Consider the following 23,798-nt stretch of genomic DNA (forward strand, 5'->3'; position numbering starts at 1 on the left):
ATTCCAATTATATTGATATATTAATCAACGACTTATAAAATTATTTCTGCGATAATTTGCGTTAATCTGCGTTTTATTATTCATTATGACACACCTCCGTTCTTCTTTTTATATGAAGCTACTTCTACCCGTATCTCTGTATCTATCACTGAATATGTCAATACAAAAATAAAACTCCGGCGATATCAATATAGTATCAGAATGAGTTAAAATAATATTTGTTTCCTTACCACTTTCCGCCTACCTTTGCGACAAAGATCATAACATATAAATCGGTTCAAACCTATAGTATGAAATTACACACTACCGACCTTCTCATCATTTGCGCTTACCTGATCGCTATGATTGTCATCGGACTTATTCTAAAAAAACGAGCTGCCCAAAATATGGACTCCTATTTTCTAGGAGGAAAATCACTGCCTTTTTATATGCTCGGACTGTCCAATGCTTCCGGAATGTTCGACATCACAGGCACGATGCTAATGGTATATTGGGCATTCGCCTACGGATTCAAGAGCCTCTGGATTCCCTGGTTATGGCCGGTATTCAATCAGATATTTCTAATGGTGTATCTGTCCGTGTGGCTCCGCCGTTCCAATGTACTTACCGGAGCGGAATGGATCAAGACGCGTTTCGGAAAAGGTAAAGGGTCCACCCTTTCACATACGATTGTTATCATCTTCGCACTATTGAGTGTCTTAGGTTTTCTAAGTTACGGTTTCATAGGTATTGGCAAGTTTATGGAGATATTCATCCCCTGGGAAGTAGTATCTCCTTACATTCCTTTCAATGTTCCGGCAGAATACGTCCCCCACGTATATGGAATCTTCTTTACCGCCATCGCCACATTCTACGTTATGCTCGGAGGTATGTTGAGTATTGTATGGACAGACGTGGTGCAATTCCTGATTATGACAATAGCAGGTATCGTGATCGTTGTTATCGGAATGCAAATGGTAGCGCCGGATATGATTCACTCCTTCGTTCCCGCCGGATGGGACTCCCCTTTCTTCGGATGGACACTGGACGTTGACTGGAGCAGCCGAATGAACCTCCTGACGGAACGCATGGCGAATGAACCATATAGCCTGATTAGTATCTTCGTCATGATGGCTTTACTCAAAGGTATATTTATGAGTATGGCAGGACCTGCGCCCAACTATGACATGCAGAAAATTCTATCCTGTAAATCCCCTAAAGAAGCGGCTATGATGAGCGGCTCCGTGTCGGTCGTACTGTTAATTCCCCGCTACCTGATGATTATGGGGTTTGCCCTGCTGGCTATCTACTTCTTTAAGGAAGATGGCGGCCTGACACAAATGGAAGTGACACGGACCGATTTTGAGACCATTCTCCCCCACCTAATCACACGTTACGTACCGGCAGGATTGGCAGGAATCTTATTAGCCGGACTACTGGCGGCTTTCATGTCAACCTTTGCATCCACAGTCAATGCCGCACCAGCCTATATCGTGAATGATATTTATTTGAAATATATCAATCCGAAAGCGAGTGTGAAAACACAGATACGCAGCAGCTATATCATTTCTGTTGCAGTGGTAGTTGTCAGCACTATCATCGGATTCTTCCTGAAAGACATCAATGAAATATTCCAATGGATTGTAGGCGCACTCTTCGGAGGATACATCGCAGCCAATGTATTGAAATGGCATTGGTGGCGCTTCAATGGCGAAGGTTACTTCTGGGGAATGACTGCCGGAGTCATAGCAGCCATTGTCATGAAGTTTACCGTTCCCGACGCATGGGTGCTCTACTTCTTCCCGGTACTGTTCGGTATCTCTCTGATAGGATGTATTGCCGGAACGTACAGTGCACCTCCGACAGACGAAGAAACATTAATCAGCTTCTACACCCGTGTACGTCCATGGGGATGGTGGAAACCTATTGAAGAAAAAGCATTGGCCCGTTACCCCCATATACAGCCCAACAAGAACTTCAAAAGAGATGCATTCAACGTGGTTATCGGTATTATCTGGCAATGCAGTCTCACCATCATTCCGATGTATCTCGTTGTCCGCGAACAACTGGGACTATGGAGTTCTATCGCGCTACTTCTGGTTACGACACTGATACTAAGAAAAACCTGGTATAAACCCTTGTGTAAAGAAGAAGTAAGGTATAATGAAGAAATGAAACAACTAAAATAAGGAAAAAAGATTATTAGCTTAACACACTAAAAAACAGAGAACCGATCATGAAAAAACTATCCGTCATACTATTGTCATTGATGCTATGTCTCCCACTATGCGCTCAATTTAAAGGGACAGTCTATATCGACAGCAACCAATCGGGCATATTGGATAAAAGCGATAAGCCGCTGATGGGAGTCATGGTAACAGATGGATTGAATGTGGTAAAAACAGATAAAAAAGGTCGGTTCTCTTTACCCGGATTCGCAAAAACAAGATTTATCACTATTACCACCCCTGCCGGATTCGAAACGCAACAATTCTATTTGCCTACCCAGGAAAACAGAGAAACCTATGACTTCCTGCTGACAGAAAGTGAACGGACTCAATCCAAAGAGCACTCTTTCATCCAAATCACTGATACTGAAGCTACCGGAGGACTAGGCAGATGGGTGACAGATTTAAAAAATTACATCAACAGCGAAAAGCCCGCCTTTCTGATTCACACCGGAGATATTTGTTACGAACCGGGCTTGCAAATGCACAACCGGATAGTAAATGCACAGACCATGGACTGCCCTGTTTACTACTGCATAGGTAATCATGACCTTGTAAAAGGCAACTACGGCGAAGAACTTTATGAATCCATCTACGGTCCGACCTGGTATTCATTTGATATCGGAAATATCCATTATGTAGTCACCCCCATCGACCACGGCGACAACCCGACCGATTACACTCTGCAAGATGTATATAACTGGCTGAAAAATGACCTCTCTTCCATGAAGAAAGATCAGGCCCTGATTATTTTCAATCATGACCTGCTCACCCCCAATGACACTTTCGTATTCAAAGCGGACGATCAGCACGTGCTCGATTTTCGCCCGTTCAACGCCAAAGCCCAAATATACGGGCACATGCATTACAACTATGTGCGCAATCAAAACGGAATCTACACCATTTGTACCGGCACACTGGACAAAGGCGGTATTGACCACTCCCCCTCCTCTTTCCGCGACATTAAAGTAGACGCAAACGACAACATCACTACACAGCTACGATATGCTTTCGTCGCCCCACAAACCACCATCGTTTTTCCAATGAAACAACAAAAAGTGGGGACCAATACTAACAGACAACTTACCATTTCTGTAAATGCATACAATTCGCAAGCAAAGACCCAACAAATCTCATATATATTGACTACTCCGGAAAGTAACGAAGAAGTAGCACAAGGCACTCTCGCACCGCTCACCGACTGGAATTGGACTGCTAATATTTCAATCCCCTCCGATAAAAACGGGAAAGAACTCAAACTGACGGTCACCTCCTCTTTCAATGACGGAAAGAAAGCGACAGACTCCTGTTCATTCATTTATGAGAATGACTTCAAACCATCCATCATTCCCGGAGAGAACTGGAATACCTTGCTCCAAAATGCCGCCCATACCGGAGGAATCAATCATTCCAACCTCCATCTCCCTCTGCAACTGGCTTGGACCTCCAATACCGGAAGCAACATTTTTATGACTTCCCCCCTCATAGCGGACGGTCAAGTATTTACAGCTACCACAGACGATAATGTTTCGCTAAACACCTATATTTGCGCATTCGACCTCAACTCCGGGAAGCCCGTATGGAAATACCGGACAGAAAACTCGATAAAGAACACCATTGCTTATGAAGATGGAATTATTGTAGCACAGGATGCCGCCTGCCATCTATATGCCATTGATGGAAAAACAGGTCAGCTGCTATGGAAACAACGAATCAACCTGGACAGCTATCCATATCTCACCGAGGGACTGACAACAGATAACGGAGTAGTCTACGCCGGAATCGGTGTAGGTTTATCTGCCTATGACCTGAAAACCGGACGCATTCTATGGACCAACAAAGACTGGCGCCAACGTGAAGGCTCCACCACCACATTAACCATTGCCGATGGCGTACTTATCAGTGGAACTCAATGGGGAGGACTATACGGCAACGACATCCATACAGGAAAACAACTTTGGAAACTCTCGGACAACGGGCTCAGCAATCGTGGCACGTCTCCGGTTTACAAAGACGGCAAATTATGGATTATCTCTTCCAAAAGCCTGTTTACCATCGAGCCTAAAACCGGAACTGTACTTCAACAAAAAGATTTATCAATCAATCTGGATGCCACCTCTACCCCTCTGGTCACTGAAAACGAAATCATTTTCGGAACCGTAGAGCGCGGAGTGATGGCACTGGACAAGTCGACCCTTTTCAACAAATGGAAAGCTGAAACATTACCGTCTCTGGTGTACACTGCGCCTTACTCCACCACACCGCAAGCCGGAGTAGAAACCAGCCCTGTCGCTTCGCAAGGAACCGTGTTTATCGGTGCTTCCGACGGCTACCTTTACGCCATCGACCAGTCAACCGGTATCATAAAAGAAAAACTAAATCTTGGAGCACCCATATTCTCAACAGTTGCCGTATCCGGAAATTGTATGATTGTTTGCGATTATTCCGGCAATGTGCATTGTTTTACCCTCGCGCAGTTTTTGCCACCCTACGCGTTGTAATTTAAAGATTATCACGTATCTTTGCCTCCTCAAATCATAAATACGAGATATGGCTATTACAATCAAGAAAGTCTCCACAAAGAGAGAGCTTAAGAAATTTATCCGTTTCAATTACAGAATGTACAAGGGCAACCCTTACTCTGTGCCCGACCTCTATGACGACATGCTCAACACCTTCAACAAGAAGAAAAACGCAGCATTCGAATTCTGTGAAGCAGATTATTTCCTCGCATACCGGGACGATAAAATTGTAGGACGTGTAGCTGCAATTATCAATAATCAAGCGAACGAAAAGTGGGAAAGTAAGAACGTTCGTTTCGGATGGATAGACTTTATCGACGATCCCGAAGTATCGTCCGCACTCATCAAAGCAGTGGAAGACTGGGGAAAAGAACGGGGCATGACTCATATTGCCGGCCCTCTCGGATTTACCGATTTCGATGCGGAAGGAATGCTGATCGAAGGATTCGATCAACTTAGCACCATGGCCACTATCTACAACTACCCGTACTATCCGGTACACATGGAAAAGTTGGGCTTCGAGAAAGACGCCGACTGGGTGGAATACAAAATCTACATACCGGATGCCATTCCCGACAAACATAAGCGTATCTCCGAACTAATCCAACGAAAATACAACCTCAAGATAAAAAAATACTCCTCCGGAAGAAAGATAGCCAAAGACTACGGACAGAAGATTTTCGAACTGATGAATGAAGCATACAGCCCACTCTACGGCTATTCTCCATTGACACAGCGACAGATCGACCAGTACGTAAAAATGTATCTGCCGATCCTCGACTTACGGATGGTTACCCTTATCACTGACGCCAACGATGAACTGGTCTGCGTAGGCATCTCCATGCCCTCACTGGCCGAGGCTTTACAGAAATCAAACGGACGTTTGTTGCCGCTCGGATGGTTCTATCTATTAAAGGCACTATTCATGAAACGCCGTGCCAAAATGCTTGATCTACTACTCGTTGCAGTGAAGCCGGAATATCAGAATAAAGGTGTTAACGCTTTGTTATTTTCCGATTTAATTCCAGTTTATCAAAAATTAGGTTTTATATTTGCAGAAAGCAATCCCGAACTGGAATTGAACGGTAAAGTTCAGGCACAATGGGATTACTTTGAGACTCAACAACATAAGCGCCGCCGTGCGTTCATCAAAGAGATAAAATAAAAAACAGCTATGGAAGAGAACGAATTGATACCTGTAGACAACAACAATGCAGTAGAGTACACTGACGACAACATCCGCCACTTGAGTGACATGGAACATGTACGCACACGCCCCGGTATGTATATCGGAAGGCTGGGCGACGGTGCACATGCCGAAGATGGAATCTATGTCCTCCTGAAAGAAGTAATTGACAACAGTATTGACGAGTTCAAAATGCAAGCCGGTAAGAAAATCGAGATTACCGTTGAAGAAAACCTTCGTGTCAGTGTACGCGACTACGGACGAGGCATCCCGCAAGGAAAACTCATCGAGGCCGTCAGCATGCTGAATACCGGTGGTAAATATGACAGCAAGGCATTTAAGAAAAGTGTCGGGCTGAATGGTGTCGGTGTGAAAGCCGTCAACGCTTTAAGCTCCCGTTTCGAGGTACGCAGTTACCGCGACGGCAAAGTGCGTATCGCCACTTTCTCAAAAGGAAACTTGCTGACCGATGAGACGAAGAATACCGAAGAAGAAAACGGAACTTACATCTTCTTCGAACCGGATAATACACTATTCCTGAATTACTGTTTCAAGCCCGAATTTATTGAGACAATGCTACGTAACTACACGTATCTCAATACGGGGCTTGCTATCATCTATAACGGACACCGTATCTTGTCGCGCAACGGTCTGGTAGACCTTTTGAACGACAACATGACGGCAACCGGACTTTACCCGATCATCCATCTGAAAGGGGAAGATATTGAAATCGCCTTCACACATACAGGGCAGTACGGAGAAGAATATTATTCTTTCGTTAACGGTCAGCATACTACCCAGGGAGGTACTCATCAGAGTGCTTTCAAGGAGCACATCGCCCGCACCATCAAAGAGTTCTTCAACAAGAACATGGACTACACCGATATCCGTAACGGATTGGTTGCCGCCATTGCCGTAAATGTGGAAGAACCGATCTTCGAAAGCCAGACGAAGACCAAGCTGGGTTCTACCAATATGGTTCCCGGTGGCGTAACGGTCAATAAATATGTAGGCGACTTTATCAAACAGGAAGTGGACAACTTCCTGCACAAGAATGCAGACATAGCCGAAGCAATACAACAAAAAATACAAGAATCCGAGAAAGAACGTAAAGCGATTGCAGGGGTAACAAAGCTTGCCCGTGAGCGTGCAAAGAAAGCCAACCTGCACAACCGTAAATTGCGTGACTGCCGCATACACCTCAACGACCCGAAAGGGAAAGGGCTGGAAGAAGACTCCTGCATCTTTATCACCGAGGGAGACTCTGCAAGCGGTTCCATCACCAAAAGTCGTGATGTCAACACCCAAGCAGTATTCAGTCTCCGTGGTAAACCGTTGAACTCTTTCGGACTGACCAAAAAGGTGGTTTACGAGAACGAGGAATTCAACCTGCTTCAAGCAGCCCTGAATATAGAAGATGGTATTGAAGGATTACGCTACAACAAAGTAATCGTAGCAACCGATGCCGATGTGGACGGTATGCATATCCGCCTGTTGCTGATTACTTTCTTCCTGCAATTCTTCCCTGATCTCATCAAGAAAGGACATGTATATATCCTGCAAACGCCTTTATTCCGTGTACGCAACAAGAAAAAGACAAATTACTGCTACAGCGAGGAAGAACGTATCAATGCCATTAATGAGCTAGGACCGAATCCGGAGATCACCCGATTTAAAGGTTTGGGAGAAATCTCACCGGATGAGTTCAAACATTTCATCGGTAAAGATATGCGTCTGGAGCAGGTGACACTGCGCAAAACGGACGCGGTAAAAGAACTACTCGAATTCTACATGGGCAAAAATACCATGGAACGACAGAACTTTATTATAGACAATCTGGTTATAGAAGAAGACTTGGCATCATGAGAAAAGCAATATTCCCGGGTACTTTCGACCCTTTCACCATCGGACATTACTCGGTAGTGGAACGTGCACTTACCTTTATGGACGAAATCGTGATAGGAATCGGCATTAATGAGAACAAGAATACCTACTTCCCCATTGAGAAAAGAGAAGAAATGATTCGGGAACTTTATAAAGACGAACCTCGTATCCAGGTGATGTCCTACGACTGTCTGACAATTGATTTTGCGCAGGAAGTAGAGGCCAGGTTCATTGTCCGCGGTATCCGTACGGTGAAGGATTTCGAGTACGAAGAGACCATTGCAGACATTAACCGCAAACTGGCAGGGATTGAAACCATCCTGCTCTTCACAGAACCGGAACTGACTTGCGTCAGCTCTACAATTGTACGCGAGTTATTAACCTATAATAAAGATATCAGCCTGTTTATTCCCAAAGGAATGAAAATGAATGAATAACACTCGTTAGGGAATAGGCGGTGAGTCAGAAAAGATGATGAAGAAACTAACGATTATACTATCCGTTTGCTTGTGGGCAGTTGCCACACAAGCCCAGAACTTCGGTTCCGAAGCCATGCGAAAGTTACAAATGGCAGAGTTTGCAATCTCCAATTTCTATGTGGACAAAGTAGATGAAGACAAGTTGGTAGAAGAAGCCATCATCAAAATGCTGGCACAACTTGATCCGCACTCTACTTATTCGGATGCAGAGGAAGTGAAGAAGATGAACGAACCACTTCAAGGTAACTTCGAGGGTATCGGAGTGCAATTCCAGATGATAGAAGACACCCTGTTGGTGGTGCAACCTGTCAGCAACGGACCTTCCGAGAAAGTCGGCATCCTTGCCGGTGACCGTATCGTTGCGGTCAATGACAGCGCCATTGCCGGAGTGAAAATGAGTACGGAAGATATTATGAAGCGCCTTCGTGGTCCGAAAGGTTCGAAAGTCAATCTGACAATCGTTCGTCGTGGCGTGCAAGACCCTTTATTGTTTACAGTGAAAAGAGACAAGATACCTATCCTTAGCCTCGATGCCTCCTATATGATTCAACCTAAAACGGGTTATATCCGCATCAACCGTTTTGGAGCAACCACTGCCGAAGAATTCAAAAAAGCAATGACAAGTCTTCAGAAGCAAGGTATGAAGGATATGATTCTCGACCTGCAAGGAAACGGAGGTGGTTATCTCAATGCAGCCATTGACCTTGCTAACGAATTCTTGGGACAAAAGGAGCTAATCGTATATACCGAAGGCCGGACTGCCAAACGTAGTGATTTCTATGCCAAAGGTAACGGAGACTTCCGTAATGGCCGCCTCATCATATTGGTGGACGAGTATACAGCTTCCGCCAGCGAAATTGTCAGCGGTGCGGTACAGGATTGGGACAGAGGAATTATTGTAGGCCGCCGTTCTTTCGGCAAAGGCTTGGTGCAACGTCCTATCGATTTGCCGGATGGTTCCATGATTCGTTTAACCATCGCCCGTTATTATACTCCATCAGGGCGCTCGATTCAGAAACCATACGACAGCACTGTCGATTACAATAAAGACCTGATAGAGCGTTTCAACCACGGTGAACTGATGAATGCCGACAGCATCCATTTCCCGGATTCACTGAAAGTACAAACCAAGAAACTCGGACGTACCGTTTATGGTGGAGGTGGCATCATGCCGGATTATTTCGTGCCTATCGACACGATTCTTTATACGGATTATCACCGTAATCTGGTAGCTAAAGGAGCTGTGATTAAATTCACCATGCAGTTTATTGAAGGACACCGGAAAGAGTTGGCAAACAAATACAAGAAGTTCGAATCGTTTGATGAGAAGTTCGTAGTCGATGATGATATGCTCGCCACTTTAAAGGAAATCGGAGAGAAAGAAGGGGTGAAGTTCAATGAAGAGCAATATCAGAAATCGCTCCCTCTTATCAAAACCCAGCTCAAAGCACTGATAGCCCGTGACCTTTGGGATATGAACGAATATTTCCGGATAATGAATACAACGAATGAAAGTATACAAAAGGCTTTGGAAATACTAAATTCGGACGAGTATCAGAAGAAACTGAAATAGGGTATTCAATAAACAATCATAAAACATCGTCTTTCAGTTTGGTGGACATACATACTCATCATAGTGGACATATAGATACACGATGGTGAGTATATATATCCACCACTCTGTATCTATATGTCCACTAAGCGTTGTGTATCAACCCGTTAACTTTATTATTGAATATATTCGAATGTCACCGTACCGCGAATATCAGAAGAAGAGGCGGCAATGTATGCCTTGAATTTTCCAGGTTCTGCCACCCAAGTACGCTGTTTATCATCAAAGAATTGCAATGCTTCCGGTTTGATTGTAAACTTCACCTCTTTTTCTTCATTCGGAAGAAGTTGTACCTTCCGAAAATCTTTCAATTCCTTAACTGGACGGAGGACACTACACTCCTCATCACCAATGTATAGTTGGATAATCTCTTTCCCTGCTACTTTTCCTGTATTCTTAACCTTTACAGAAACATCTATACTGCCATCAGTATTCATTGTTTGAGCCGATATTACAGGTTTACTATACTCAAAGGTAGTATAACTCATGCCATAACCAAAAGGAAAAAGTGGCTGCACCTTCTTCGTATCATACCAACGATAGCCAACCAGAATATCTTCTTTATATTCTTGACGGATGCTATCGCCCGGATAACTGATTTCCCCAAAGAAATGAGCCGGACAATCCTCCAGTTTCACCGGATAAGAGAAAGGAAGTTTACCACTGGGAGTCACCTCTCCACTCAACACATCAGCCAGCGCCTCCCCACCAACAGAGCCTAAATACCACGACTGGACAATAGAAGGAATCTCCTTTACCCAAGGCATTTCCACCGCATTTCCGCTGACAATCACTGCTACCAGATTTTTATTTACCTTCAACAAGGCTTCTATCAACTCATTCTGCGCAAAAGGAAGTTCGTATGATAAACGGTCTCCACCCTCACAGTCCTGAAAATGATTCTTATTTAGTCCGCCTACAAAAATCACCAAATCCGAATTCATCGCCTTTTCCACCGCATCATTACGCAAAGAATCCACAGTAACCTGCGGAATAACATCCGCCCGTCCATACATCGGGCGACCGCTTGTGTAACCTTGTGCATAAACCACACCGTCACCAAATTTGGCCTTTATACCGTCCAGTGATGAAATCACTTTCTGAACTTTCAACTCTGAAGAGCCACCACCTAACATCAAATTACGGGTAGCATTATCTCCCACCACTAAAATACGTTTGTATTTTCCTTGAGGTACAGGCAATAAGGCAGGTTGTTTCTTACCGGTTCCATTTTTCAACAGGACAATACCCTCTGTTGCAATCTCATAAGCCGTACGATAGTGCTCTTCACTAGTCAGTGTCCCGAACGGTTTCCTGCGATTCATGGCTGTACGGAAAATCAGACGCAACACACGGGCAGCCTTATCATTCACTACTTCCATCGGAATCTTACCTTCCCGAACCATTTTCAGATAAGACTTACCCAAGTAATAATCGTCATAACCGAATTCCGATTCTGAAGTCAAACCATTCGTATAAGATCCCATTTCAATATCCAAGCCATACATGGCAGCTTCATAGGTATCATGCGCAGCTCCCCAATCTGTTATGACACAACCGTCGAAATTCCATTCTCCCTTCAATATATCATTATTCAGCAGTTTATGATGAGTAGCATGAGTTCCGCGCACCTTATTGTACGCTCCCATAATAGACCAAGCCTTCCCTCTTTCCACAGCAGCCTTAAAGGCAGGCAGATATATCTCATACAATGCACGGTCACTTAGCTGCACATCGATATGTCCCCGCCATAATTCCTGATTGTTCAGTGCGTAATGTTTTACGCAGGCGGCTACTCCATTCTTCTGCACTCCCTGAATATAAGGTACACAAAGCTCCGAGGCTAAATAAGGGTCTTCCCCCATATATTCAAAGTTACGCCCGTTGAGCGGAGTACGATAGATATTCACACCCGGTCCCAGCAAAACATCCTTTTCACGATAACGGGCTTCTTCACCGATAGCATATCCATATTTCGCTGCTAATAGCGGATTCCAGCTAGCTGCCAGACAGGTCAGTGCAGGAAAGGCTGTGCAACTATCGTTCGTCCATCCGGCATATCCCCAATCATTCCAGTTAATTTCGGCACGTACGCCGTGAGGTCCGTCACTCATCCAAAGTTCAGGAATACCCAAACGGGGACAGCCAGGGGAGCTAAACTTCCCTTGTGCATAACTAAGACGAGTTTTCTCCTCCACAGTCATACGGTTCAACGCATCCTGTACCCTAACCTCTATCGGTTGTGTATCATCCAGATACACCGGTGTTTGTTCTTTGTCTTGAGCAATCGCCACCATACCTGTCTGAACAGACAGGAAACATATAGTCAATAAAAATGTCTTCATTATTCCAATAATCATTTACAGTTTACAATTCCTCTGCCGAAATCTTTAGTACAGCTTGCCGAAGTCCCTCTGAAGTAGCCGTCAGCTTTGCTTTTCCCGGTTTTCCATCGTTCTGAATGACAACAAGGCATTTTCCATAAAATGCTTTCCTCTTTTCATCCTTAAAGCGTTCCATCGATACCGGGTTTCCGTTGTCTACCCCTGCGATAAAGCCATTACCTTGTACTGTGAAATTCACTAGATTGTCAGCATCAGGGCAAAGATTTCCTTTCTCATCCAACACCTCCACAGTGACAAAACACAAATCTTTTCCATCAGCAGTCAGAATAGAACGATCAGGAGTCAGACGAATCTCTGCGGGTTTTCCGGCTGTGCAGATTTCCTTTTCCGCCACTACCTTACCACTCTCTCGTGCAATGACCTTCACCGTTCCCGGTTCAAACTTCACACGCCAAGCTACATGCAGATTATCAAGGTCTTTACGCTTCACTCCTTGCGACTTTCCATTCACAAACAGTTCCACTTCATCAGCCTGATTATAGTAGCACCACATATCAATCTCCTGTCCCGGAGTCCAGTTCCAGTGCGGGAAAAGGTGCAACACCTGCTTATCCGTCCATTCCGACTGATACAAATAGTAGACATCTTTCGGGAAACCAGCCAGATCTACAATACCAAAGTACGAACTACGCGCAGGCCATCCATAAGGAGTCGGTTCCCCGATATAATCAAATCCCGTCCATACATATTGCCCGCTGATAAAGTCGTTGTCCCTGACTAATTTCAAGCTTTCCTCATGAGTGTTTCCCCAAGGCACATGACAGTTTTCATAAGATGAACAGGCAAATGTGGAATCGGCAAAGGATTTGTCCCAACGCTCGGGCCAGATAAACATCCTGTCGCTGGGCATACGGTAATATCCGCGAGTCATCAACGCTGAATTGCTTTCAGTAATGATAAACGGCTTGTCCGGGAAATTAGCCGGAACATTGGGAATATCCTTGTTATGATAATTATAGCCAATCACATCCAGTACGCCGGAACGGAATAAATGATTGCCGGAATTCGGTTCATTGCATCCGGCAGTGATAGGACGGGCAGGATCAAGCCCTTTTACAAAGCTTACCAGTTTTTTCGTCAGCAAAGAGTTGACACTCTCCTCTCCTTCTTTGGCTAACATTTCAGAAGAATGTCCGAAATTTAAGATCAGATTGGCCTCTTCCAGACTCAACGTATCCGCTTTGGCATCACTCCATTGTTCGAGGACTTCATTACCGATACTCCACATAAAGACAGAAGGATGATTACGGTCACGCAAAATAAAGTCATTCAAATCGCGCTCGTGCCATTCATTGAAGTAACGGGCATAATCATGTGCCGTTTTTTTCTTCCGCCACATATCAAAAGCCTCATCCATCACGATAAATCCCATACGGTCACAAAGATCAAGCAGTTCGGGTGCGGGAGGATTATGGGAACAACGTATGCCGTTACACCCCATTTCTTTCAGAATTTGCAATTGCCGTTCAATGGCACGTGTGTTGACTGCCGCTCCCAAACAGCCCAGGTCATGATGCATACACACACCATTAATTTTTGTCTGCCTGCCATTCAACGTGAATCCTTTCCGGGCATCAAAACTAAATGTGCGAATACCAACAGGAGTAGTATACCTATCCATACATTCTTCGTTTCGCATCACTTTGGTAACCAGTGTATACAGATAAGGAGTATCAATATCCCACAGTTGAGGTTGCTTTACAGTCAGTTGCTGGGTAAAAACAACTTCCTTACCGGCTTCCGCTTTCCCGCTCGACCGGGTTTCAGCAACTTCTCTGCCTTCAGCATCCTGCAAGGAAGAACAGACAGTAACATTTTCGTTCGTATCACTTTCATTCACAAGGGTAGTAGCGAGATTCAGTACAGCCTGTTTTTCGTCAACTGACGAGGTTGTGACATACGTTCCCCATCCACCCACATGTATTGGGCCGGTCTTGCTTAGCCACACATTCCGGTAAATGCCACAACCTGAATACCACCGTGAATTAGGTTGCTCCGCATTATCCACACGTACAGCCAGCACATTCGGTTCATCCCATTTCAGATAAGGAGTCAGGTCATAGCTGAAACTAATATATCCATAAGGACGTACTCCCAATGAAACACCATTGATAAATACCTCCGAGTTCATATATACTCCGTCAAACTCAATGCGAAATATCTTTCCTGCATCCGCTTTGTCTACACTAAAGATTTTGCGATACCAACCGACTCCTCCCGGAAGTGCCCCTCCTCCTGTACCGGAAGGATTTTCCTGACTGAAGTCTCCTTCAATCGCCCAGTCGTGGGGCAAATCCAGTACACGCCAGTCATTGTCGGCAAAACCAGGTTGTGCCGCTTGCAGCCCGTCTCCCAAATGAAAACGCCAGTCTGCATTAAAGTCGGATCGCTCCCGCGGAGATACAAGGGGAGAACTGCTACATGCTCCTAATAACATCAGACAGCCTCCCAATGCCAAGCAGCTCCCCAGTATAAGGCAGCCCCCCAGCATCAAATATTTTAGTTTACCAATCATCATCAACGGATTATCATTCAGCTTACAGTTTCAATGTCTGTTTGCTGCCATTATACTTCACAGTCACCCCTTTCGCATTCAAATCAAACGGTTGGGCTTTTTCCTTATTGACCGTAATTACAGTGAAAGTCCGTTCTTTCAGCATACCCGGAAAATCTCCCTGGCGTTCACCGATCACTAAAGTCTTGGTAGCTTCATCATACTTCATTGGTATCATGGCATACCTCCCTTGTTCATAGTTATAATTCACACCCTCATCTTCGTATAACGTAAACTCTCCATCCGCTCCCTGATAAATATACAAACGGATATGATCCGCCGGTTTTTCATCCGTATACTGAATATCATCTCCGAATGGTACGATAGCACCGGCACGCACATACAACGGAATACGCTCATAAGGAGCTTCTATAACCTTTCTCTCTCCTCCAGCCTGAAATTTGCCTGAATAAAAATCATACCAGCCTTCTGATTGAGGGAAATAAATTTCACGGCTGCGGTCACCATATCGATAAACGGGAGATACCATAAACGAAGGACCGAACATAAACTGGTCACCAATATTATTCACTTCGGCATCCACTGTGAAATCCATAACTAAGGGACGCATGATCGTATAATCATCCAACCAGGTCATACCTGCCAACGAATAAATATACGGCATCATATTATAACGTAACTTGGTATAATACACAACCGACTGATAAGCCGGATGCCCTTCCGACGCAATCTCCCATATTTCACGGAAAGGGTATTGCCCGTGTGCACGATACAAAGGCACAAACGCACCGAATTGATACCAGCGGGCATTCAACTCACGCCATTCTTTATAATCGGCGTTTTCCGTCTTTGTCGCGTTCCATTGTTTCTGTCCTGCCACATAACGATTCTCTACACAAAAACCGCCAATATCCATTGTCCAGTAAGGAATTCCACTCATCGCAAAATTCAACCCTGCAGAAATCTGCGCTTTCATATCTTCCCAACGTGTACCGATATCCCCACTCCATGTAGCCGTAGAATAACGCTGCAATCCGGCAAATCCCGAACGGGTTAATAAGAACACCCGTTTGTTATTATCCACCCCGCGCTGGCCGTCATAAATCGCTTCCGCATTCATCAGTGCATAAGCATTGAAGAATTCTGTTGAGGAACCTAATGCCGTAGGCCCGCACAAAGCCTTCCGATATTCCAGGTCTGTACAGTCACGCACATTCGGTTCGCTGGCATCCATCCACCAGGCATCTATACCCAACGGATAATAATGCTCATACATCTGTTTCCAGAACAATTTCCGTGCATCGGGATCGTATGCATCATAAAAACCATAATGGTAACCGGGACCTACCCAATCTTTCAAGCTATCCCTGACAGACTGCTGATACATCCAGCCATTCTCGTCGAATTCTTTGAAATGTTCAGTAGTAACATAGAACTTAGGCCATACCGAGATCATCATACGACCATGCATAGCATGGATTGAATCGACCATTGCTTTCGGATCCGGAAAACGAGGCTTATCAAACTCGTGACTGCCCCAGGCATTCTCCGGCCAGTGATTCCAATCCAGTACGATATTATCCAACGGAATTTTACGATCACGAAAACCCTTCAGTGCTCCCAACATTTCATCCTGTGTATTATACTTCTCACGACTTTGCCAGAAACCCATTGCCCACTTCGGCATAACGGGAGACTTTCCGGTCAGCGTACGATAACCGCTAATCACATCGTCCATATCTTCACCAGCCATAAAATAATAATCGAGCTGCTTGGTCATTTCACTCCACCACGACTGTTTCCCCTGTTCTTTCGGATCAACGGGTGTCAATGCACGCAGCCCGCAATAAGACTGCCCACCATCAGGCTGCCACTCGATTTTCAACGGCACACGCTTTCCTGCTTCCAAATGAGCAGCAAACTTATAACTATTAGGATTCCATGCAGTACGCCAACGTTCCGGCACTACCAGCTCATTATTCAAATAAACCTTGACATATCCTGCATAATAAAGAATAAACTTAAATTCTCCCGTTTGAGCAGGCTCTATCTCTCCTTCATAAGTGACGTTAGCCCCCATTAACGGCAGTTTCTTCGGAAGATTCTCAATCGTTTTCAGATTCTCGAAATAAATGGAATCTTCCCGACGAACCAGAGTTTCTCCTTTTTTCGGTACATAAGTACCGGTAAGCGCCCCTTCCTGACCTGTCTTATCATAAAGTTTAAAGATACGGTTCAACTGGGAATAATCATTCGGATTACCGAAGCGGCACAACGAATAACTATCCAGTAGTATGCCATAATTTTTATTCGAAACAACAAACGGAACAGATACTTTCGTATTGTATTGGAACAATTCTTCATTCTTGCCCTTATAATTAAATTCATCCGCCTGATGCTGACCTAATCCGTAAAACGCCTCATCTTCGGGAGACTCAAATACCTGACAGATCGTATATCCTTTCGTCCCCTCCACTTCTATCGGAGTAAACTTCTTTCCTCCTCCCTTGTTTTCCTGCAGGATTAACTCTCCGTTTCGATCCGTAAACCACACTTCCCCGGTACTAGCCAGTACGGATGCTTTTACTTCTTCAGTAGACACTATAATCGTATCGCCATTCTGCACAACGGCAAAGGATGTTTGTTTTTCCTGCGGAACAACAATCAAACTTTGCGGATCGGCAAACTTGCTGTCGGCAGTGGCGGAAACACGGATTAACTTATCTCCCATCACTTGAAGGCGAACTAAACGAGGCCCTCCTATTTCTTTCTGTTGTACTTTAACTATCACGCTATCACCTGTCTCCTCGTAGACCTTATTGGAACATGCTCCGAAAAGAAGTCCCGGCAACAGGCAATAGAAAATGTTTTTCATATTCATAATCATACCTACCTTTAGGGTTCAACAATATATTTTCTCATATCGCAAAAGTAAGTACTATAAATGAAAAGTTCCCCTTCTAATGTTTTACAGAAGGGGAACTTTTAAACAGTGACCGGACAATATGTTTTTTTCAGAGGTATCATTTGTTATTTCCCTTCTTTTTCCTGGTAAACGGAGGGCAAAACACCAAATTCATCCTTGAAATAACGACTGAAATATTTGGGGTTATTGAAGCCTACTTCGAAGGCTACTTCGGACACATGAAGCTGGCTTTCACGCAATAATTGCGCTGCCCGTTTCAAGCGGATCACGCGGATAAACTCAATCGGTGTCTTTCCTGTGATCTGAAGCAATTTCTTATACAAATGCACACGACTCATACCCAGCTCCCGGCTAAGTTCCTCTACCGAGAGTTCAGTACGTGACATATTATCTTCCACATACTTGATTGCTTTCTCTATCAACTTCTCATCCAATGAAGTAATCACAATCTCACTAGGCGCAGGATCAATCATTCCCTGGGTGACACGATGATAACGGCTTAGTTCGATCAGTTTACGGATACGCAATACAAGAATAGTCATATTGAAGGGCTTCGTTACATAATCGTCCGCTCCTGTCTGCAGTCCTTCCAGCTTCGCTTCGGTATTCTGCCGTGCTGTCAGCAAAATCACAGGGATATGCGCTGTGCGCTTATCTTGTTTTATCAGGCGACACAACTCATTGCCATCCATTTGGGGCATCATCACATCACTGATAACCAGATCGGGTAATTCTTCCTGCATCATCTCCCATGCTTCCTTACCATTCACAGCCAGTTTGACACGATACTGCAACTCCAGACTATAACGCATAAAGATACGGAAATCTTCATTATCATCTACTATCAGCAACAATGGGAAATTTTTGCGTTCCGTTTCCTCCCTGGCTTCCTCTTTCATCTCCTTATCTTCTTCATCCCCGGCCGACATACCCGTTTCTTCCGGCAACTGCACCTGTGTCTCCACATGTTTTACCGGAAACTGAATAACGAAAACAGACCCCATCCCTATATTATCGAATACCTTCACTTCTCCTTCATGCAAAGTGACAAAATCACGTACCAAACTCAAGCCGATACCATTTCCGGTAGTTTCCTCTACTCCCTTATGACCCGCCTGATAGAAACGTTCGAAGATATGTTCCTTGTCCACATCGCTAATTCCTATTCCGGTGTCGGCAATCTTGATTTCCAATATATCGGGAGTTCCTGCCACATGCTCTATCATCACCGTCACACGCCCTCCTTCGGGAGTAAACTTAAAAGCATTAGAAAGCAAATTCATCACAATCTTTCCTACCTTGTCAGCATCAAAAGCCATCGAGAATGTATCTATACCCGAAAAGAAAGAGAACTGAATGTGTTTCTTATCCGCCATCAACAGGAAAGAGTTGCAAACACTATGCACATACGAAATGATATCTCCTTCCGACAGAGACAACTGATGAGTACTCATTTCTCCTTTACGGAAATCGAGCAGTTGATTAACCAGATGCAACAACCGTTGTGCATTACGATACATCAATTGTAAACGTGTACTCTGCAATTCATCAGTCGTTTCCTTCAGCATGCCTTCCAAAGGAGAAATAATCAAAGTGAGCGGTGTACGCAATTCGTGGCTAACGTTCGTGAAGAAACGGAATTTCATATTATTTATTTCTTCATTCTTCGCCACCTCATTTTCTATTTGCTGAAGATGAAACTTCTCACGTTCACGTTTCAGCATCCGGTAACGCGCCAGGAAGAGCACGATAACCAAACCGACGGTATACAACAAATAAGCCCACCATGACATCCAGAAAGGAGGATTGACTACAATACCCAGCGTGGCTTCCTTTATGCCGACATAACCGTCACTATTGATCGCTTTCACTCTCAAAACGTACTTTCCCGGAGCAAGATTAGTGAAAGTCACATTGTGTACTCCTAACGGCAGGGTTAACCAGTCATTATTGAACCCTTCCAACTTATACATATATTGAGTTTTCTCCGGCAAATTATAGTTATCCGAAGCAAAAGATACACTGAAAATGTTCTGCTTATAATCGAACTCTACATTTTCTACATCGTTCAACTCTTTTTCAATCAACACTCTTCCACCATACGACTGTCCCACTTTCACAGCCTCATCAAACAGCGAAAGACCTGTAAACATCACATTAGGCAGCATTTTATTATAGCGTATATGATCCGGAGCAAAAACATTGACTCCATACAGACCACCAATCGCAATGATTCCATTGTGCAACGTCTTGATAGAACGCTGGTTAAAATCACAGTTCTGCAATCCGTCCTCACTATTGTAAGCCCTGGAATCAAAAAGATAACTCCCTTTTCCATCGGAAGCTACTGTTACCCGAATCACCTTTCTGCTGGTCGATACCCACATATTACGCTCCTGATCTTCCGTAATTGCTGCAATAAAATTTCCTTTAGCTTCTGCAACAAAAGACAGACCAAGAAATACATGGCGTCTCGTATCATACACATTCAATCCCTCACGGGTAGCAATCCATACCAATCCCCGGCTATCCTTATATACATGATTAACCGCATCATTCGATAACTTGACATTACCGCTCTGGCCTTGAATCTTTTTTATTTCTCGAGTACGCATATCCATCATGCCTACTCCCTGATTGGCAGTTCCGAAAAACAATGTATTATTATCTACCCAACACAAAGAGGTTACATTATTCTCCAACAAAGCCGAGTTACTACTGGTATAAGTTTCAAAAGTACCGGACACAGGTTCTAAACATTGCAAACCACCTCCCAATGAAGCAATCCAGATTCTTCCCTTATCATCCTCCACCAATGCCCAGACATTATTACTCGCCAAAGCGTTTCCGACACCCTCCTTATAAGAACGTATCTGGGAACCATTCATACAATACAATCCCCCATTAAATGTCCCGACCCATAATTTACCATCTTTTGACTTCAGCATAGATACAACCGGATTCGGCAACTGTCCTTCGGCATCTCGCCAGAAAGGTTCAGCCTTTCCTGTAGAGCGATTCCACAAAAGAATCCCATGGTCATTTGTTCCTAGCCACAGCCTGTTTTCATCCGCCTGTTCTATGCAAGTTATATCTCCCCATTCATACATATTGAATTTAAAGATACTTTCACTATAATAAGATACTCCTTTCTTATAAGTGCCTACCCACATGATACCATCCCTATCAGCATATAAGTCATAAATGGTATTATGAGGTAAACTCCGTCCATTGTCATCGTGGGCAACAAGAGAAGTTACTTTCCCCGTTTCCTTCTCAAGCACGTCTATACCGTCATAATCTTTTCCAACCCAAATCCTGCCTTCTATATCCTGTGCCACCGCATGAATAATTACGTCCGGACGTGACGACCAAATAGCGGTCAAATCTGTCCGCCAACTTTTTGTTCCACAATCATACGCCCAGATTCCCATAAGACTGTATGCCCAGATACAATTGTCTCTGTCTACAAAGAGCGAAAACTCTATTGTCTTTCCTGCCGGAATATATTTTTTTATTTCATCAGACTTCCATTTTATTGCCAATGTGGCACGATCCAGACAGACAAGCAGTCCTGTATTATAAATCAACAAAAGTCCGTCACTACACTCCGCTATTTGTGTCACTCCATGCTCCGGCAATGAATGTTCCACATACGAAAAAAAAAGTCTCTTCCCACCTTCCTTATAACGGTAGCATCCTTCACCTGCCACACTAAGGCATGTATTCCCTTCCCGGTCTACAAAGACCTGTTCCGGAACTCCTCCTGACTCGAGATTCTTCATGAATCCGGTAACATCGGTGATAAAACAATCCTGTTCTTTATCAAACAACACATAGCCTCGGCCCGTATTTACCCAAAACCGTCCATCAGGCATTTCCACAATATCAGTGATATAATTATCCGGTAAAGATCCCGGATCATTCTCGGCATGCTGGTAAATCTTAAAAGTATATCCATCATAGCGGTTCAGTCCGGTAGTCGTACCAAACCACATGAATCCATCACGATCTTTACAAATAGTGTTTACAGAGTTATTAGACAGCCCATCCGATACTTCCAGATGCTTAAACTGATAGGATTGCGCAACCACCATCCACGAAGAGAGAAGTAAAACAAACAATAAAAGGTTCTTTCTTATCATGTTTTTCAGATTTGTACAAAGAAAATAAAATATTACCAAACAGCCAAGAAAAAGAGCCTGCGAAAGCCTTTACTCATCGGTAATTTAGAAAAAAGTGAAGGGGCTACAAAAAAACAAACGGTCTGAACAGAGATTCCCGCCCAGACCGTCCTTATGTTTTATTAATACTCAATAGAAACAACAGAGCAACTCTAATCCGGACTATTCTGTCGCGAGTCCCTCTATCAGACCGTTATACTCCAAATTGTCATAAATGTCCAACGTATTGCGATTCAAAATACCGTCCCCACGATCCCAATAGAATGGAACCAGTCCATGAGCACGCGCCTGGCGTACTACACATCTGTCGAACGCCGCACGCGACAAGTCATGTCCTCTTTGGGCTTCTTCATCCGACAGTTGACGACGGATAGCCGCAAACTCACCGATGAGTACCGGAATATTCTGTTCTACAAACCGGGTCTTCAGTTTCTGAAATTGAGCTTTCATATATTCCTCTCCGCCAATATTGTCCCAACGACCTTCGTAATTGCCAACAGCATACCCGCGATTCTCTTCTCCCCAGAAATAGAAAGCCTTTCCCCAACTCTCATCTTTCTCCATGCCGCAGAACTGCCACGAACTGTAATAATGTACTTCAACAATCATACGTCCGTCCGTCGGATCTTCGGGCAATCGGTCCATCCATCGAATAGTCTTGTCAATATCCGTAGCAGGTCCCTGTACTATGAGATTACGATACACATTTTTCCCTCCTGTAGCACGAACGGCATCTACAAATGTCTGTTCATACTGTAGCAGTACTGTCATATCATCGACATCCTCAACATTCGGTTCGTTGCAGCCAGCAAAAATCAGACGCTCGTCATAGTTTCTGAAGAAAGTAGCAATCTGTTGCCACAAAGCTCGTTGTTTTTGGTCTACAGCTTTATTATATCCGTTTGGAATATCATTCTCCAACCAACCTCCGTCCCAATGAATATTAAGAATAGCATACAGTTCGTTATCCACACAATAGTCTACCACTTCCTTCACACGGTTGAGCCATGACGCCTGTATTTCATAGCTACCATCACTTACCAAATAATCATTCCAGGCACAAGGAATACGTACCGCACTGAATCCAAGCTCCTTTATCTTGGTAATCATGGCTTTGGTAGTAGCCGGATTTCCCCAGGCGGTTTCTCCACCGACAGCTTCCAGCGAATTACCCAGATTCCATCCAATCGCAATTTCCTTCATCAATTCCATCGCATTCTTCTCCATGCCTGTCATATCTGCTTCTGGTATCGAAGAAACCTGTTGAATCACGGTAACCGATTCTATAATGTCATTCAGCATGAATGTGATAACGGCTGTACGAGCTTCATTACCAACGTTAGGATCGGCGGTAAATGTCTCCACCTTTTCAGTCAGAGCACGTGAAGAATTATGATGAAGCCATCCGGCATCAACCGTTATCTCATAATCTCCGGATGCCTGTATCTTAATAGAAAAGTTTTCCCCTTCACCGGCAACAGTCACTTCGTGTGTTTCCGCTACTAAAAGGTCACTGGCGAGCTGATTCACCTGTACCACCTCATTCATTTCACTTCCTGTCACCTTAATCGTAGTCGAACGGGATTCCGTATCAGGATTGGCAGTTACACTGACTAGATACTTGCCAGTCTTTTTCGAGTCCGATTCCTGCCGGGTGATGCTGCACCACTCCGGCGAATCCGACACTACTTCATAAGACACGTTTGATTGTATATAGAGTAAAGTCTCGCTTTGGCTCTTACCGAAAGTCAATTCTTGCTTTGAGATTGTAATGAAAGGAGTTCCCGCTACTTCATCTTCCGTACAGGAAATAAGCAAAATACCTGCCAGACAGAAAACATAATACGTCCAAAGACAACAAATCTTATTCATACTCAT

11 protein-coding genes are annotated in these 23,798 nt (G+C 44.2%); 6 read left to right on the forward strand and 5 right to left on the reverse strand.

The features are described 5' to 3' along the window. Positions 1-290: 290 nt before the first annotated feature. Genes HMPREF9010_RS22245 through HMPREF9010_RS22220 form a run of 6 tightly spaced genes read left to right on the forward strand, consistent with a single transcriptional unit; the run spans position 291 to position 9,851 of the window. A complete protein-coding gene (locus HMPREF9010_RS22245; RefSeq protein WP_008646655.1) occupies positions 291-2,168 on the forward strand; it encodes a sodium:solute symporter family protein in 1,878 nt (625 codons plus the stop codon). 47 nt (positions 2,169-2,215) lie between these two features. Continuing rightward, the gene (locus HMPREF9010_RS22240) at positions 2,216-4,708 is read left to right on the forward strand and encodes a PQQ-binding-like beta-propeller repeat protein (protein ID WP_032852415.1); all 2,493 of its coding nucleotides are present in this window, start codon (positions 2,216-2,218) and stop codon (positions 4,706-4,708) included. A 49-nt stretch (positions 4,709-4,757) separates the two neighbouring features. Next, positions 4,758-5,894, forward strand: coding sequence for a GNAT family N-acetyltransferase (locus HMPREF9010_RS22235; RefSeq protein ID WP_008646659.1), 1,137 nt, complete (start codon positions 4,758-4,760; stop codon positions 5,892-5,894). Positions 5,895-5,903: 9 nt separating this feature from the next. Then, a complete protein-coding gene (locus tag HMPREF9010_RS22230; RefSeq protein WP_004302623.1) occupies positions 5,904-7,781 on the forward strand; it encodes a DNA topoisomerase IV subunit B in 1,878 nt (625 codons plus the stop codon). Next, positions 7,778-8,236, forward strand: coding sequence for a pantetheine-phosphate adenylyltransferase (gene coaD / locus HMPREF9010_RS22225; RefSeq protein WP_008646663.1), 459 nt, complete (start codon positions 7,778-7,780; stop codon positions 8,234-8,236). The genes HMPREF9010_RS22230 and coaD overlap by 4 nt, the downstream gene beginning before the upstream one ends. 37 nt (positions 8,237-8,273) lie before the next feature. Then, entirely contained in the window at positions 8,274-9,851 is a 1,578-nt protein-coding gene (locus HMPREF9010_RS22220; protein WP_032852570.1) for a S41 family peptidase, read from the forward strand. 155 nt (positions 9,852-10,006) lie between these two features. On the opposite strand, the gene HMPREF9010_RS22215 is transcribed toward HMPREF9010_RS22220, so the two are convergent. The 5 genes from HMPREF9010_RS22215 to HMPREF9010_RS22195 form a co-directional block, all read right to left on the reverse strand. Then, on the reverse strand, positions 10,007-12,235 hold the full coding sequence (locus tag HMPREF9010_RS22215; RefSeq protein WP_083792329.1) for a glycoside hydrolase family 3 C-terminal domain-containing protein: 2,229 nt from the start codon (positions 12,233-12,235) through the stop codon (positions 10,007-10,009). 22 nt (positions 12,236-12,257) lie between these two features. Next, positions 12,258-14,813, reverse strand: coding sequence for a beta-galactosidase BoGH2A (locus tag HMPREF9010_RS22210; protein WP_008646669.1), 2,556 nt, complete (start codon positions 14,811-14,813; stop codon positions 12,258-12,260). Positions 14,814-14,832: 19 nt separating this feature from the next. Then, the gene (locus HMPREF9010_RS22205; protein WP_008646671.1) at positions 14,833-17,697 is read right to left on the reverse strand and encodes an alpha-xylosidase BoGH31A; all 2,865 of its coding nucleotides are present in this window, start codon (positions 17,695-17,697) and stop codon (positions 14,833-14,835) included. Between the two features lie 143 nt (positions 17,698-17,840). After that, the gene (locus HMPREF9010_RS22200; RefSeq protein ID WP_008646673.1) at positions 17,841-21,881 is read right to left on the reverse strand and encodes a two-component regulator propeller domain-containing protein; all 4,041 of its coding nucleotides are present in this window, start codon (positions 21,879-21,881) and stop codon (positions 17,841-17,843) included. A 201-nt stretch (positions 21,882-22,082) separates the two neighbouring features. Then, complete coding sequence (locus HMPREF9010_RS22195; protein WP_008646674.1) at positions 22,083-23,792, reverse strand: cellulase family glycosylhydrolase; 1,710 nt, start codon at positions 23,790-23,792, stop codon at positions 22,083-22,085. Positions 23,793-23,798: the final 6 nt, after the last annotated feature.

It is taken from the genome of Bacteroides sp. 3_1_23 (assembly GCF_000162555.1).
In the GTDB taxonomy this organism is placed as follows: Bacteria; Bacteroidota; Bacteroidia; order Bacteroidales; family Bacteroidaceae; genus Bacteroides; species Bacteroides ovatus.